The following is a 13,073-nucleotide window of genomic DNA, read 5'->3' on the forward strand; positions in this document are numbered from 1 at the left end:
ATAGTGTCGCCTCCGTGCCGAACCGGACGGTGACGTCATCTTCCCTGCCCTCCCTCACCCGCCCCGTTTCCCTTTCCGCCCTCTCTCTTCTGGCGGTCTCCCTCTCCTCCTTCGTCGCCCTCTGCGTCCTGCTGCACGCCCCGATGGCCGATCTGCTGGTCTACCGGGCCGAGGGCGAGGCCGTGGTCCACGGCAGTGACCTGTACGGCTTCACCGTCACCGAGTGGCGGCTGCCGGCGACCTACCCGCCCTTCGCGGCGGTCCTGTTCGTCCCGGCGGCCTGGATCCCCGTCCCGGCCCTGAAGGCGGCGTTCCTCGCGGGCAACGCGCTCCTGCTCGCCTGTCTCGTCGCCCTCTCCGTCCGCCTGGCCGGCCGCACGGCACCCCTCCCCGTGCTGTGTACGGCCACCGCCCTCGCCCTCTGGCTGGAGCCGGTCTTCCAGACCCTCCTCTTCGGCCAGATCAACCTGGCGATCGCCTGCCTGGTCCTCTGGGACCTCACCCGCCCGCCCGGCGCCCGCGCCAAGGGCCTGGCCCTGGGCATCGCGGCGGGCGTCAAACTCACCCCGGCGATCTTCATCGCCTACCTGTTCCTCACCGCACGCAGAAAGGAGGCAGGCGTTGCGACGGCGTCCTTCGCCGGTACGGCAGCGCTCGGCGCCCTGTTCCTCCCCACGGCGACCGTGGACTTCTGGACGCGGCGCCTGTTCGAGACCGGCCGGGTCGGCAAGGCATGGATCGTCGACAACCAGTCGCTCCAGGGCCTGATCGCAAGGGCCACGGGCACGGCGGCACCGGGCCTGACCTGGGCGCTCCCGGCGGCCGTGGTCGCGGCGACGGGCCTGTGGCTGGCGACCCGCGCCCACCGCGCCGACCTCACCGCCCGCGCCGATCGCACCCACCGTGACCAAGGGAGTCAGGGCGACCGCTGGGGCATCCTGCTGACCGCGTTCACGGCACTGCTGATCAGCCCGATCAGCTGGTCCCATCACTGGGTGTGGTGCGTCCCGCTGCTGGCGGTGCTGCGGGCGGAGGGCCGCACGCTCATCGCGGCCACCGCGGCGCTCGTGTTCGCGGCCCGCACGATGTGGCTGCTGCCGCACGAGGGCGACCGGGACCTGCACCTGCCCTGGTGGCAGCAGCCGTTCGCGGCGCCCTACCCGCTCCTGGGGCTGGCGCTGCTGGCGGGCGCGGCCGTGGTCCTGCGACGGCACAGCCACGCCCGGCCGGGGACTCAGCCCTCCGCTGCGTCCGTGCCCGCCGTGCCCTCGGCGAGGAGCTCGTCCGCGTCCACGATGCGGTAGGCGTAGCCCTGCTCCGCCAGGAACCGCTGCCGGTGGGCGGCGAAGTCCTGGTCGATCGTGTCGCGGGCGACGACGGAGTAGAAGTGGGCCTGGTGGCCGTCGGCCTTGGGGCGGAGCACCCGGCCGAGGCGCTGGGCCTCCTCCTGGCGGGAGCCGAAGGTGCCCGACACCTGGATCGCGACCGTCGCCTCCGGCAGGTCGATGGAGAAGTTGGCGACCTTCGACACCACCAGCACGCTGATCTCGCCCTCGCGGAAGGCGTCGAAGAGCTTCTCGCGCTGGGCGTTGGAGGTCTCGCCCTTGATGACCGGGGCGTTCAGGTGCTCGCCCAGCTCGTCGAGCTGGTCGATGTACTGCCCGATGACAAGGATCTGCTGGCCCGCGAAGCGCTTCACGATCGCCTCCGTGACCTTCCGCTTGGTCGCGGTGGTCGCACAGAAGCGGTACTTCTCCTCGGTCTCGGCGGTGGCGTAGGCGAGCCGCTCCGAGTCCGTGAGGTTCACCCGCACCTCGACACAGTCGGCGGGCGCGATATAGCCCTGCGCCTCGATCTCCTTCCACGGGGCGTCGAAGCGCTTGGGCCCGATGAGGGAGAACACGTCCGATTCCCGGCCGTCCTCGCGCACCAGGGTGGCCGTCAGCCCCAGCCGCCGGCGCGCCTGCAGATCGGCGGTGAACTTGAAGACAGGAGCCGGCAGCAGATGGACCTCGTCGTAGACGATCAGGCCCCAGTCACGGGAGTCGAAGAGTTCGAGGTGCGGGTAGACGCCCTTCCGCTTGGTCGTGAGCACCTGGTACGTGGCGATCGTGACGGGCCGGATCTCCTTCCGCGTCCCGCTGTACTCCCCGATCTCGTCCTCGGTGAGACTCGTCCGCTTCACCAGCTCGTGCTTCCACTGGCGCGCGGAGACGGTGTTGGTGACGAGGATCAGGGTCGTCGACTTGGCCTGTGCCATGGACCCGGCACCGACCAGCGTCTTGCCCGCCCCGCAGGGCAGGACGACCACGCCGCTGCCGCCGTGCCAGAAGTTCTCCACGGCCTGCTTCTGGTACGGCCGCAGCGCCCAGCCGTCCTCGGCGAGCTCGATCGGGTGGGCCTCGCCGTCCACGTACCCGGCGAGGTCCTCGGCGGGCCAGCCCAGCTTCAGCAGCGTCTGCTTGATCTGCCCGCGCTCGGAGGGGTGCACGGCCACGGTGTCGGGGTCGATCCGGGCGCCGACCAGCGGGATGACCCGCTTGGAGCGCAGGATCTCCTCCAGGACCGGACGGTCGGTGGTGGTGAGCACCAGCCCGTGCGCCGGGTGCTTGGAGAGCGTCAGCCGGCCGTAGCGGTCCATCGTCTCGGCGATGTCGACCAGCAGCGCGTGCGGCACGGGGTAGCGGCTGTACTCCACCAGCGCGTCCACGACCTGCTCGGCGTCGTGCCCGGCCGCCCGCGCGTTCCACAGGCCCAGCGGGGTCACCCGGTAGGTGTGGATGTGCTCCGGCGCCCGCTCCAGCTCGGCGAAGGGCGCGATCGCCCGACGGCATTCGTCGGCCCGCTCGTGGTCGACTTCCAGGAGCAGCGTCTTGTCGGACTGGACGATCAGCGGACCATTCACGCGCGGCACCTTTCCCTTTCGGCCCATGCGGCCATCGCCATGGCGGCCATCGTCATGGGCCAAAGTTCCAGTGTGCCTCATGGGCGAGCGATCACCTGTGCCGCTCGGCAGAACGTGCCTTCCGAGGACGAGGGACGGCCCGATGCAACCTTGGGCCCGTTTCGGGTGTCATGTCCCAAGGGGGGAGCCGCGCAACGCGTGTGGTTCGGTGAGGAGGGGTCGGGTGACGTCCGTACGTATCTGGGGGTCGGGCGCAGGGGCGGTGGCGGTGCTGGTGGTGACGGCGGTGTGGGCGCACGGGTCCGCCGGGGTGGACGCCGGCCTGTGGACCGAGGTGCGCCCCGCCATAGAGGCCCGGCTCGTGGCGCAGGCCGCGGGCACCGGGGCGGGGGAGAGCGAGCCCGGTCTCCGGTCGCGGTGGTTCTGCCGGGCGGAGGCCCTGGACCTGACGGAGAGCGGGGGCCAGGTGCGGGCCGGGGTCGACACCCTGTGCCTGGAGTACGGCGAGCGCGCGGGCGCCCTGGTGGAGTGCGGCGGCGCACAGATACCGCAGGTGGTCCGGCTGGAGCGGGACGCGGCGCACGGCGGGTACCGCGTCGTCGCCGAGGAGGAGCCACCGGACGGCGAGGGCTACGGCGAGTGGACGGAGAACCACTTCAGCCGCCACGCCGAGTCCCGCCTCGACGAGGAGATGGAGTCCACCGCGTTGCAGACCGTGGCCCGCACCCACTTCGCCCTGCCGGCGGACGCGCCGGTGCGGTACTGCTGAGCGCTTCGCGGTGAGCGCCGCGACGGGCGGCCGTCGTTGGGGTGCGGCGCCGTCGTGGACGGTCGCGCCCCGCGGCGGAGCCGCACGCCGACGTGGGCCCGCGCCCCTTCGGGCGCCTTCGCGACGCTGCCGGACCGCGGGGCCGGCCCCGCTCGGCCGGCTCGGCCGCCCGCGCCGCTAATCGTCCGCGAGTTCCGCCACCCCCGTCACCCGGTGCAGGGGGTAGGTGCGTACCTCGTCGGCCGTGTGGTCGTACGCCGTGACGAAGCCGCCCTCCACGCGGATGGGGGCGATGACGCGCTGGCTGGCGGTGCCCTCGGCGTTGACGTAGCCGATCCACAGGGTGCCGCCGGTGAGGACGGCGGCCTGCATGGTGGCGAGGGTCTCGGCGGCGGTGGTGCGCGGGAGTTCGCCGCCCTGGGCGGCGGTGCCGGCCGCCTTGCGCGGGGTGGTGGCGGCCAGGTCGCCGGCGCGGATCGCGCGGATGGCGGCGGTCAGGAGGGTGCCGTCCGGCGGGGGCGGGCCGTCCGGGACCGGCTCGGGGGCGGTACGCGGCGGGGTGCGGTGCGCGTGGGCGCGGGTGATCAGGACATCGCCCTCGGCGGACTCGGCCGCGGGCGCGTAGCCCATCGCGCGCAGCCCCTCCAGGAGGGTGGCCGGGTCGGCCTGGGTGGCGAGCACGGTCGGGGCCAGGCGGCGCAGGCGCAGGGCGGCGGCCCGCTTGTCGGCCATGATCTCGTTCAGGACGGTGTCGTCGTCGCAGCGGACGTACGCCGAGGCCGCCCCCACCCGCAGATGGCCGTGCTTGCGGGCCACGTCGTCGATCAGGTAGGCGAGCGGCTGCGGGACCGGGGTGCGGGAGTGGGTGCTGAGGAAGGCTTGCAGGTCGGCGGCGGTGCGGCCGGCGTCCAGGGCGCGGCGGACCGAGGCCGGAGTGAAGCGGTAGACGGTGGCGCCGCCCTTGGACTCGACGTCGGCGAGTACGCCCAGTGCGTCGGCGAGCGGGCGCTGCAGCGGGCCGGGGGCGACCGCCGTCAGGTCGGCCTGGAGCAGCACGTGGTCGAGGGGTTCGGGCAGCAGCGGGGCGAGGAGACGGGCGGCGGCCGCGGCGGCGACGGCCTGCTCGGGCGGGGAGAGGGGTTCGAGGACGGCGGCGGGACGGTGGTGGTGCACGGGAAGCTTGTCGCCGGGTCCGGCGGCCTCCTGCTCCTTTTCCGCCAGGGACTCCACCGGTGGCGCCCCGAGGAGCGCCCTGCCCTGCGCGGACAGCGCCCCGCGTCCGGTCACGCCCAGCAGCTCGGCCTCCGACAGGGTCCAGCGGGCCAGGCGGCCGCGCAGGTCGTCGCCCTGCTGCTGGGGGCCGCGCAACGGGCGTTCCCAGCGCAGCCGGGCCAGTAGCGAGGCGGCGGCCGGGGCGGTGCCCTCCGGCAGGCCGGCCAGCAGCGTCAGCACCCGGTGCCGTACCTCGGGCGCGGCCGAGCGGTCGAGGCCTGGGCCGAGCGCCGACAGCGCGCGGTCCTTGGCGTCCCGGCCGCCGACCAGGCCGGAGGCGCGGGTCGCGGTGAGCCAGGCCTGGGCGAGCTGGGACCAGCGTTCGGCCGGGGGGCGGTCCAGCCACTCGTCGTAGGCGGGGGTGGCCGCGTAGCGTTCGTCGGCCTCGCCGTCGGAGGCGAGCAGTCCGGCCGCGTACGCCAGCTCGACCCAGAAGGCGGCGATCGGCTCGGGCAGGTCCAGGGCCACGGCCGTGCGCTTCAGGTCCCGGACGCTGAGCCCGCCGGCCCGCAGCACGGCCGGGCCGCCCTCGTCCCAGTCCTTCAGCAGCTCCTCGACGGTGGCGAGCGCGGTGTAGGCCTGCCCGGCCGCCGTGCTGTCCACAACCTGTGGACGGTGCGTCGCCGTCGGCTCGACCGCGGGCGGCACCGGCTCCGGCTCGCGGTGCGCCCGGCCCTCGCGCAGGTGCAGGGCGACCTCGCGGGGGAGGACGACCGTGCCCGGCGCGGTCGGCAGCAGCAGGCCGCGGTCGAGGAGCCAGCGCAGATGGGCGGCCGGTTCCGGGGTGACCTGACCGTACGGCGGCCCCCAGACCAGCCGGGAGAGGACCTCGCGGGACTCGGCGGGCGCCGCGGCGAGCAGCTTCGCCATCTTCTTGCGGTGGCCGAACAGCCGGCCGAGCGCGTCCGCCGCGGACACCGAGTCGTGTGTGGAGGGCAGCCCGGCGGTGGTGACGATCTCCTGGATCCGGCCCGGCGACATGCCCGAGGTGGCCTCCCGCACGGTCGGGCCCAGCCCGGTCGGCGACGGGTACTGCGGGGACGGGGCGAGTACCTCGCGCGCGGTCCGCACCAGCCGCAGCCGGTCGTCGTCGCCCCACACCAGCGCCTGGTCGCGGAGCGTGGTGACGGCGCGCGGCAGGGCGGCGGCGACCGACGGGTCCCCGCCGTCGCCGGCCATCAGGCCCAGCAGTTCCCGGTACGACGCCGGGTCGCCGGCCACCGCGAGCGCCTCCGCGGTCTGCAGGGCGAAGCGGTCCAGGCGTTCCAGGGCGCGCAGCACCGAGGCGCGGGTGCCGGCCCGGGTGGCCAGCTGGGTGAGATCGGTGGGGACGGGGGTGATGAGGTCGGGGCGGGCGCGCAGCAGTACGGCCAGGGAGGCGTCGTCCCTGGCGCGAAGCGCCTCCGCGAGGGAGCGCGGCGGGGTGGCCGGGTTGCTCATCCGACCCACGGTAGCGGGTGCGGGGCGGGGACCGGGATGACCTGTCCCCGGCCTCTTCCGTGGATTGGGCGACCACTGGGCGAACGGAACGTTTCACAGACGTCCCGCACGGCACTTCGGGTCCCGCGTCGTCGGCACCGGGCCGGCCACTGACCCGTCCCGGGTGCCGGCGGGCGGCCGGGCCATGGGGGTCGACCTGGGCTCGAGCCGTCTCGCGGTGGTGTCCGGCGGCACGAAGAGCGACTCCGGCGAACCGCCCGTCGGCACGGGTACGGCAACCGCCCCCGCCCGGAGACGCGTTGCCCCCTGGTGTGCCCGCCGACATAAGCCGTGACCTGCGCTACCGTCGTTCCGACGGGTTATCCAACGCGGCGGCCCCGGAGGGGACTTCGTGGGTATCGAGAGTGATCAGGTCGTCTACGAGTATCTGAGCCGGGTCGGGGACATCGCGCACCAGCGCCAGTTGTCGTCGGCGGACCGTATGCGGCTGGTGTCGGGGCTGCGCAACGAGATCGACCGGCACCGGGCGAAGGCGGCCGTCGACAGCCCCGCGGCCGTGCGCCGCATCCTCGACCGGCTGGGCTCGCCCGACGAGGTCGTCGAGGCGGCGGGGGGCACGACGCAGACCGCGCCGTCACCGTCACCGCCGTCGGCGGTTCCCGCCCAGCGGGAGGCCGGGGCGCCCGCCGGGGGCGAGGAGCTGCGGCGCGTCGTACCGCGGCCGCGGCCCGCCGAGCCGGCGGACGGACAGATGCCGCCCGACTGGTGGCGGGTGGACAGCAGCCCGTTCGGGGACGGCGACAGCGTGCCGGGGTTCGTGGGCGGCGTGGAGATCCCGGAGCTGCTCAGGAAGCCACGCCCGCGCAAGGAAGCGGAGCCGGAGGAGGAGGCCGCCGGGGAACCGGTGGAGACGGCCGGGCCGGCCCCCGAGGCCGAGGCGGCCGAAGCCGTGCCGACCGCGCGTCGGCGTCGCCTTCGCGTCGTCCCCCGGCCCGCGGTCGGCTGGAGCAACCCCCTGCTGCTGCTCGCCGCCGCCGCGCTGGTCGTGGGGGCGGTGCTCGGCAACTGGTTCGCGCTGCTCCTCGGCTGGCTCATCGCCTACGGCTCCCGGCGGCTCACCCCGGCGGAGACCAAGCTGGCCGTGATGTGGGTACCGGGACTGTCCGTCACGGCCGGGGTGGTCTGGCTGTGGGGCCGCAGCGCGGGCCGCTGGGGCGAACCGATAGCCCAGGGCCACATGAGCGACGCGGTGGGCGAGACGTGGCCGTGGGTGGTCCGGGGGGCGGCGGTGGCGTCGGCGCTGTACCTGGTGTGGCGGTCGCAGAGAGCGCGGTAGGGGGGCGCCGGGTTGCGCGGTAGGGGGGCGCCGGGTCCGGTTGTCGGTCGGCTGCGGGCCGGTGGGGGTCGTTCGCGCAGTTCCCCGCGCCCCCGAGAAGGTGGGTCCGCCGGTCCCCCCTCAAGGGGCGACAACCGGAACCCGGCGCCTTCGGCGCCACCGGCACAATGGCCCATATGATTTCTCGCGCCCTCACCGTCGGCTTCGATCTCGACATGACCCTCATCGACTCCCGGCCCGGGATCCACGCCTGCTACACGGCCCTGGCCGAGCGGACGGGGACCTTCATCGATGCCGATCTGGCGATCACCCGGCTGGGGCCGCCGCTCGCCGAGGAGTTGATCAACTGGTTTCCGGCCGAGCGGGTCGCGGAGATGAGTGTTCTGTACCGGGCCATGTACCCGGAGATCGCGATCGCCGCGACGCCCGCCATGCCGGGCGCGCGGGAGGCGGTCGCGGCGGTCCAGGGCGCGGGCGGCAAGGCCGTCGTGGTCACCGCGAAGTACGAGCCGAATGCGAAGCTGCATCTCGGCCACCTCGGCATAGTCCCCGACGCGGTGGTCGGTGACCTCTGGGCCGAGCAGAAGGCCGTCGCGCTGCGCGAGCACGGCGCGGGCGTGTACGTCGGCGACCACGTCGGCGACGTGCGCGGGGCACGTACCGCCGGAGCGCTGTCCGTCGCCGTGGCCACCGGGCCGTGCGACGCGGACGAACTGCTCGCGGCGGGCGCCGACGTGGTTCTCGGGGACCTCACCGAACTCCCGGCCTGGCTGTCGGCCTACCGCGAGGACGCCTCCCGGGCCTGACGGCGCCCCGCCGCGATCGACTGGAGCACTCCGGCGCCGGCGACCAGGAAGCCGACGCCCATGAGCATGCTCAGCACGTACATGTAGGTCGGAAAAGGCTTCGCACCGAGGAACAGCGGTATCACGGTGACGAGAGTGGCCACCGTACCGATGAAGAAGAGCACGGCACCGGCGCGGATCAGTCGGTCACCGGGCCCGGTGGAATTCGCTTGGGTTTTGTCACGCACTCGACCAGGGTAGTTCCCTGCCCGAAGGAACAACCGGGCGACGTCTTGTCACGCGCCCGAAGACCATTAGCCTTGGTACCGGCGGGTCATGGTCGACCCGCCCGAGTGCTATCAAGGCCCGTTCCAGAGCTGTTGCATTCAGAAGTTTTCCGAGCAGTTTCCGACGAGATACGAGGACGAGGACAGACGTGCCTACCGGCAAGGTCAAGTGGTTCAACAGCGAGAAGGGCTTCGGCTTTCTCTCCCGTGACGACGGCGGTGACGTCTTCGTCCATTCCTCGGTTCTCCCCGACGGGGTCGACGCACTCAAGCCCGGACAGCGCGTGGAGTTCGGCGTCGTCGCCGGTCAACGCGGTGACCAGGCACTGTCGGTGGTCCTGCTCGACCCCACCCCGTCGGTCGCCGCCGCCCAGCGCAAGAAGCCGGACGAACTGGCCTCGATCGTGCAGGACCTGACGACCCTGCTCGAAAACATCACGCCGATGCTGGAGCGCGGCCGTTACCCCGACAAGGCGGCCGGCGCGAAGATCGCCGGGCTGCTGCGCGCGGTCGCGGACCAGCTCGACGTGTAAGCGCGTAAGAGACAGGCAAGTCGCGTAAGCGTGCAAGTCCCGTAAGTGTTTTTACGGGAAATCGAGTGCGTGCGGACCGAGGGGCGGGACGAGTCCCTCGGCCGCCGCCCGGGTGAGCAGTCCCCGTACCGCCGCGTAGCCGTCCTCGCCGAGTTCCGAGGTGAACTCGTTGACGTAGAGCCCGATGTGCTGGTCGGCGACGGCCGGGTCCATCTCCTGGGCGTGCGCCATGACGTAGGGCCGGGAGGCCTCGGGGTCGTCCCAGGCCGTGTGGACGGACGTGCGGATCGACTCGGCGAGGCGGGTGAGCGTCTCCGCGCCCAGGGACCGCTTGGCGATGATCGCGCCGAGCGGGATGGGCAGGCCGGTCGTGGTCTCCCAGTGCTCGCCCATGTCGGCGAGCTTGTGCAGCCCGTAGTTCTGGTAGGTGAAGCGCGCCTCGTGGATCACCAGCCCCGCGTCGACCTTCCCGTCCCGCACGGCCGGCATGATCTCGTGGAAGGGCATGACCACGATCTCGCCGACACCGCCGGGGAGCGTGTCCGCCGCCCAGAGGCGGAACAGCAGGTACGCCGTCGACCTCTCGCTCGGTACGGCGACCGTACGGCCCGTGAGGTCCGTCCCGGCCTCCCTGGTCAGCACCAGCGGCCCGCAGCCCCGGCCCAGCGCGCCCCCGCAGGGCAGCAGCGCGTACTCGTCGAGGACGTACGGCAGCACGGCGTACGACACCTTGAGCGCGTCGGACTCGCCGCGCTCGGCCATGCCGTTGGTGATGTCGATGTCCGCGAAGGTCACGTCGAGCGCGGGCGCGCCCTCGACGCGGCTGTGGGCGAGGGCGTCGAAGACGAAGGTGTCGTTCGGGCAGGGCGAGTACGCGATGCGCAACGAGTCAGCGGTGGTCATGTGGGTTCCAACCCTCCAAGGCGGGCGCGAGCTTCCCGAAGGCCCCGGTCAGGGCGGCCAGGGCGTCCGCGATGCGCCAGGCGGCTCGGTCGCGGGGGCCGACGGGGTTGGAGACCGCGCGTATCTCCAGTACGGGCACGCCGTGCGCGGCGGCCGCCTCGGCCACGCCGAAGCCCTCCATGGCCTCGGCGAGGGCGTGCGGATGCCGGGCGCGCAGTTCGGACGCGCGGTCGGCGGAGCCGGTCACCGTGGACACGGTGAGTACCGCGCCGGGGCGGGCACCGGTCGTTTCGGCGATGGCTCGTACGAGTGAATCCGGCGGACGGTGGCTGACGGTGCCGAACCCCAGTTCGGTGACCGGCACGAACCCGTCGGCCGTCTCGGCGCCCAGGTCCGCCGCGACGATCTCGTCGGCGACGACCAGGGAGCCCACGGGGGCCGCCGGCCGGCAACCGCCGGCGATCCCGGCGGAGACGACCAGGGCGTAGGGCCGGCCGTCCAGGGCCGCGGCGGTGAGGGCGGTCGCGGTGCCCGCGGCGGCCAGGGCCGGTCCGACTCCGGCGGCGAGCAGGTCGTACTCCGCGCGTCCCGCGCGCGTGCGGTGCAGCAGAACCGGGCCGGGCAGCCGTACCTCGGTCGTCCCCGCCGTGAACGCCCCCGCCACCGCGTCCCGTTCGGCCGGGACCGCGGTGGTCACGAGGATGCGTACGGCGGACGTGGTCAGGCGTCCTTCTTGAGCTTGAAGGACCACAGACCCAGCACCGACTTGTCGCCCTCCTTGATGGAGACGAGGGTCGAGTTGCCGGAGGCGCCGTACTGGGCGTTGAAGAACACGCTGCCCGGGATCGTGCGGTAGGTCTTCTTGCTGGAGTCGGTGAGCGCCTGACCGTTCATCAGGATCGTCCAGCCGTTGTCCGCGATCTTCGGGTCGACGCCGAAGCGGACCGTGTCGTCCGGGTCCACCTTGATGGACTTGATCCCGGTGTCCTTGAGGCAGTTCGCGAGGGAGGCCGTGTTCAGGGCCTTGCCGTCGTTGTAACAGGCGGCCTCGGAGTTGACCGAGGACGTACCGACGGTGATCGTGGCGATCGGCGTCGGCTTGTCACAGGCCGACAGGACGAGCAGTCCGGCGGAAACGGCGCCGGCGGCGGCGACGACGCGGCGGCGTCGCGAGCGGGATTGCAGCGTGGTCATGGCCGAAGGCTATCGGGACCTCCCGGCCCGCTCCCCATGTGGGGTACGGCGTGCCCGGTTCGTTACGCCAGCCGCGTTCCTCAGGCCACCCTCGCCCGGCCACGGGTGCCGTGCCGGGCGGAGCCGATCAGGCCGCGCAGGGTGGCCAGCCAGCCGGCCGCCACGATCACGGCGGCCACCACCAGCCCCAGGGTGCCGTTCAGCGGCATCACGATGCCCACCGCCCCGCCGAACACCCAGGCCATCTGGAGCAGCGTCTCCGACCGGGCGAAGGCGGAGGTGCGCACCGCCTCCGGCACGTCCCGCTGGATCAGCGCGTCCAGGCACAGCTTGGCCAGCGCCTGGGCGAATCCGGCCACCGCGGCGAGGACGGCGACCAGGAAGGCGCCGAAGAACAGGGCCGCCACGACCGCCGTCCCCAGCACCACGGCGACCACCGTCACGATGATGATCTCCGGCGCCCGGGAGCGCAGCCAGGCCCCCACCGCCGTACCGAGCGCGTTGCCCGCGCCCGCCGCGACGCCCACTATCCCCAGCGACACCGCCGCGCTCTCGCCGGTCAGCGGGTGCTCGCGGAGCAGGAATGCCAGGAAGAAGATCAGGAAGCCGGAGAGGCAGCGCAGGGCCGCGTTCGCGCCGAGCGCGTGCGTGACGGCCGGCCCCACCGTCCGCAGCCCCGGCCGTTTGGCCTCCTTGCGCAGCGGGCCGTGCAGATGCTCCTCGTCGGCGGCGAGCAGCGCCACGTCCTCGCCCTTGGCCGAGTCGACCTTCGCGGGGAGGGTGAAGGAGAGAAACGTCCCGGCAACGAAGATCACGAAGGCGCCGTAGAGCGGCCAGGGGTCGCCGACGGCATGCAGCCCGGCCCCGATCGGGGCGGCCACGCCGGTGGCCAGCAGCCCGGCGAGGGTGACCCGCGAATTGGCCTTCACGAGGGAGAACCGGGGCGGCAGCAGCCGGGGCACGACGGCACTGCGCACCACGCCGTACGCCTTCGAGGCGACCAGCACCCCGAGCGCGGCCGGATACAGCTCCAGACCGCCGCCGGCCACCGCCCCCGAGATGATCAGCGCGAGCAGCGCCCGGGCGAGCATCGCGCCGGCCATCGCGGCGCGGCGGCCGTGCGGGAGGCGGTCGAGGAGGGGGCCGATGACCGGCGCGAGAACGGTGAAGGGCGCCATGGTGATGGCGAGATAGAGCGCGACCCGCCCCCGGGCCTCGTCGGTGGGCACGGAGAAGAACACGGTGGAGGCGAGGGCGACGGTGATCATGACATCGCCCGCGCCGTTGACCGCGTGCAACTCGATCAGCTTGCCGAGACCGGACTCACCGGCGCCGTGCGCGTGCGTGGCCTTGCGGATTCCCCGGGCGGTACCGGTCACCGGGAGGTGCAGGGCACGCCCGACGGAGCGGACGGCACCGCGCACGCGGCCCGCGCCGCTACCGACCCCGACGGTGTGTTGGGGGGATTTCGCGGTTGCCACGTCGTTCATAGTGCCCTGAGACGACAGTTCCTAGTGCACTTTGTGACCAAGCGAGTCGGAGAGGACCGCGGCGCCCGCAGGGGCGCGGGCCGTACCGATGCGGCCCCGCCGCGTGGGCGCGCTGGGCCCCCGCCCACCCGCCCCGGCCGGCGGACCCGAACCGGCGCC

The 13,073-nt window shown here is 73.3% G+C and carries 12 protein-coding genes; 5 read left to right on the plus strand and 7 right to left on the minus strand.

Annotation, left to right across the window (positions count from 1 at the left end; all coding sequences use genetic code 11):
* The first annotated feature begins 14 nt into the window (after positions 1 to 14).
* Entirely contained in the window at positions 15 to 1,304 is a 1,290-nt protein-coding gene (locus tag ACWDGI_RS24545) for a glycosyltransferase 87 family protein (protein WP_450762317.1), read from the plus strand.
* Here ACWDGI_RS24545 and ACWDGI_RS24550 read toward each other — a convergent pair.
* Positions 1,235 to 2,905, minus strand: coding sequence for a DNA repair helicase XPB (locus ACWDGI_RS24550; protein WP_450762319.1), 1,671 nt, complete (start codon positions 2,903 to 2,905; stop codon positions 1,235 to 1,237). The two genes, ACWDGI_RS24545 and ACWDGI_RS24550, sit on opposite strands and share 70 nt — an antisense overlap.
* A 223-nt stretch (positions 2,906 to 3,128) precedes the next feature.
* Here ACWDGI_RS24550 and ACWDGI_RS24555 point away from each other — a divergent pair, with 223 nt between their 5' ends.
* Positions 3,129 to 3,674, plus strand: coding sequence for a hypothetical protein (locus ACWDGI_RS24555; protein WP_450762321.1), 546 nt, complete (start codon positions 3,129 to 3,131; stop codon positions 3,672 to 3,674).
* Between the two features lie 177 nt (positions 3,675 to 3,851).
* Here the strand turns inward: ACWDGI_RS24555 and ACWDGI_RS24560 are convergent, their stop codons facing one another.
* The gene (locus ACWDGI_RS24560; RefSeq protein ID WP_450762323.1) at positions 3,852 to 6,386 is read right to left on the minus strand and encodes a helicase-associated domain-containing protein; all 2,535 of its coding nucleotides are present in this window, start codon (positions 6,384 to 6,386) and stop codon (positions 3,852 to 3,854) included.
* 391 nt (positions 6,387 to 6,777) lie between these two features.
* Here ACWDGI_RS24560 and ACWDGI_RS24565 point away from each other — a divergent pair, with 391 nt between their 5' ends.
* Complete coding sequence (locus ACWDGI_RS24565) at positions 6,778 to 7,722, plus strand: hypothetical protein (RefSeq protein ID WP_450762325.1); 945 nt, start codon at positions 6,778 to 6,780, stop codon at positions 7,720 to 7,722.
* Between the two features lie 167 nt (positions 7,723 to 7,889).
* Positions 7,890 to 8,528: an HAD family hydrolase gene (locus ACWDGI_RS24570; protein WP_450762327.1), complete on the plus strand. Its 639-nt coding sequence runs from the start codon at positions 7,890 to 7,892 to the stop codon at positions 8,526 to 8,528.
* Here ACWDGI_RS24570 and ACWDGI_RS24575 read toward each other — a convergent pair.
* Positions 8,501 to 8,755: a hypothetical protein gene (locus tag ACWDGI_RS24575; RefSeq protein WP_450762329.1), complete on the minus strand. Its 255-nt coding sequence runs from the start codon at positions 8,753 to 8,755 to the stop codon at positions 8,501 to 8,503. The genes ACWDGI_RS24570 and ACWDGI_RS24575 overlap by 28 nt on opposite strands.
* 188 nt (positions 8,756 to 8,943) lie before the next feature.
* Here ACWDGI_RS24575 and ACWDGI_RS24580 point away from each other — a divergent pair, with 188 nt between their 5' ends.
* Positions 8,944 to 9,327: a cold-shock protein gene (locus ACWDGI_RS24580; protein ID WP_093501504.1), complete on the plus strand. Its 384-nt coding sequence runs from the start codon at positions 8,944 to 8,946 to the stop codon at positions 9,325 to 9,327.
* Between the two features lie 51 nt (positions 9,328 to 9,378).
* Here ACWDGI_RS24580 and ACWDGI_RS24585 read toward each other — a convergent pair whose 3' ends face one another.
* The 4 genes from ACWDGI_RS24585 to ACWDGI_RS24600 all read right to left on the minus strand — a co-directional run bounded on the left by ACWDGI_RS24585 (position 9,379) and on the right by ACWDGI_RS24600 (position 12,905).
* Positions 9,379 to 10,230, minus strand: coding sequence for a 1,4-dihydroxy-6-naphthoate synthase (locus tag ACWDGI_RS24585; protein ID WP_450762331.1), 852 nt, complete (start codon positions 10,228 to 10,230; stop codon positions 9,379 to 9,381).
* Positions 10,217 to 10,981 (minus strand): futalosine hydrolase, encoded by a 765-nt coding sequence (locus ACWDGI_RS24590; RefSeq protein WP_450762333.1) that lies wholly within the window; start codon positions 10,979 to 10,981, stop codon positions 10,217 to 10,219. Before ACWDGI_RS24590 ends, ACWDGI_RS24585 begins: the two co-directional genes overlap by 14 nt.
* Positions 10,951 to 11,424 (minus strand): DUF2771 domain-containing protein, encoded by a 474-nt coding sequence (locus ACWDGI_RS24595; RefSeq protein ID WP_450762334.1) that lies wholly within the window; start codon positions 11,422 to 11,424, stop codon positions 10,951 to 10,953. The genes ACWDGI_RS24590 and ACWDGI_RS24595 overlap by 31 nt, the downstream gene beginning before the upstream one ends.
* Positions 11,425 to 11,504: 80 nt before the next feature.
* Positions 11,505 to 12,905: an MFS transporter gene (locus ACWDGI_RS24600; RefSeq protein ID WP_450762336.1), complete on the minus strand. Its 1,401-nt coding sequence runs from the start codon at positions 12,903 to 12,905 to the stop codon at positions 11,505 to 11,507.
* Positions 12,906 to 13,073: the final 168 nt, after the last annotated feature.

Source organism: Streptomyces sp. NPDC001220, from assembly GCF_053597895.1.

What these genes read in the sequence shown, in the direction of transcription:
- ACWDGI_RS24570 (WP_450762327.1), top strand. Translation starts at nt 7,890, where the DNA reads ATGGCCCATATGATTTCTCGCGCCCTCACCGTCGGCTTCGATCTCGAC.
- ACWDGI_RS24560 (WP_450762323.1), bottom strand. Translation starts at nt 6,386, where the DNA reads ATGAGCAACCCGGCCACCCCGCCGCGCTCCCTCGCGGAGGCGCTTCGC.
- ACWDGI_RS24585 (WP_450762331.1), bottom strand. Translation starts at nt 10,230, where the DNA reads ATGACCACCGCTGACTCGTTGCGCATCGCGTACTCGCCCTGCCCGAAC.
- ACWDGI_RS24595 (WP_450762334.1), bottom strand. Translation starts at nt 11,424, where the DNA reads ATGACCACGCTGCAATCCCGCTCGCGACGCCGCCGCGTCGTCGCCGCC.